Origin of the sequence: Sulfitobacter sp. HI0129, from assembly GCF_001635395.1 — a bacterium.
Classification (GTDB): Bacteria; Pseudomonadota; Alphaproteobacteria; order Rhodobacterales; family Rhodobacteraceae; genus Sulfitobacter.
The window spans coordinates 1-927 of the sequence record NZ_LWGH01000669.1 but is presented as its reverse complement, the minus strand read 5'-3'; the positions used below and the strand labels follow the sequence as shown (position 1 = coordinate 927).

Below are 927 nucleotides of genomic sequence, written 5' to 3'. Positions count from 1 at the left end.
TGGCGGATCGCGTCCGGGTTGACCCGGCGGGTAAACCCGGGGAAGGCGCAGAGCGCTTTCGCCTCCGAAGCGAAGACGAAGGCGCCGTCGACGCGGGCATGAACCAAAGGCTTTTTGCCGAAACGGTCGCGGGCGAGGAACAGGCGACGCTCCTGCGCATCCCAGATGGCGAAGGCGAACATGCCGCGCAGCCGCAGGGGGAGGTCTGCGCCCCACTGGCGGTATCCGTGCAGCAGGACTTCGCAGTCGCCGCGCGTGCGGAAGATGTGCCCCTGCCCTTCGAGGGTGCTGCGGAGTTCGGCGAAGTTGTAGATCTCACCGTTATAGGTGATGGCGAAGCGACCGTCCGGACTGATCATAGGCTGCGCCGCAGCATCCCTTCGGTCCAATATGGCAAGCCGGGCATGGGCCAATCCGATGCCGTCGCCCTGCCAGACGACCTGCCCGTCTGGCCCCCGGTGCGCAAGGCGTGCCCCCATGGTTTCAAGGATGGAGCGCATCTTCTCGGGGGGGAACCTGCCCGGAGGCGTGAGAATGCCGACTATGCCACACATGGCAAGCGGATCACAGGGGGCGCGCCGATGCGCTGTTGGCGGGACCTTGGGATGAAGTTCCTTCAGGAAGGGGCTGGAAATCACGTATCGTGGGGGCGGGCCGCGGCAGCGACAGGGTATCTGCAACCCGCAACCGGCGGAGCTCGGCCCGAAGGGCAGCAAGCTTTTCGCGCGCTTCGTCATGCAATTCGACGGATTTGCGATCCCCCGCGTCCAGTACCCGGGCATAGGACCGCGCCGAGAGGAGCGGTTGATCGAGACGGGCGGCGACACGGGCGTGGTTGAGTGCGAGCCAGCCGTCGAAGGGACAGGCCAGCAGACCTTCGGAAAAGAGGTCGAGCGCCTCGGTCAGCTTGCCCATGTCGGCCTTGGC

2 protein-coding genes are annotated in these 927 nt (G+C 66.0%); both read right to left on the bottom strand.

The window, feature by feature from the left end; translation table 11 throughout:
* Window positions 1–500, bottom strand: a 500-nt coding sequence (locus A3764_RS17100; RefSeq protein WP_443069392.1) for an asparagine synthetase B family protein, incomplete at its 3' end; no start/stop codon positions are given.
* Window positions 501–564: 64 nt separating this feature from the next.
* The coding region (locus tag A3764_RS25280; protein ID WP_161487508.1) for a hypothetical protein at window positions 565–927 on the bottom strand (363 nt) is incomplete at its 5' end.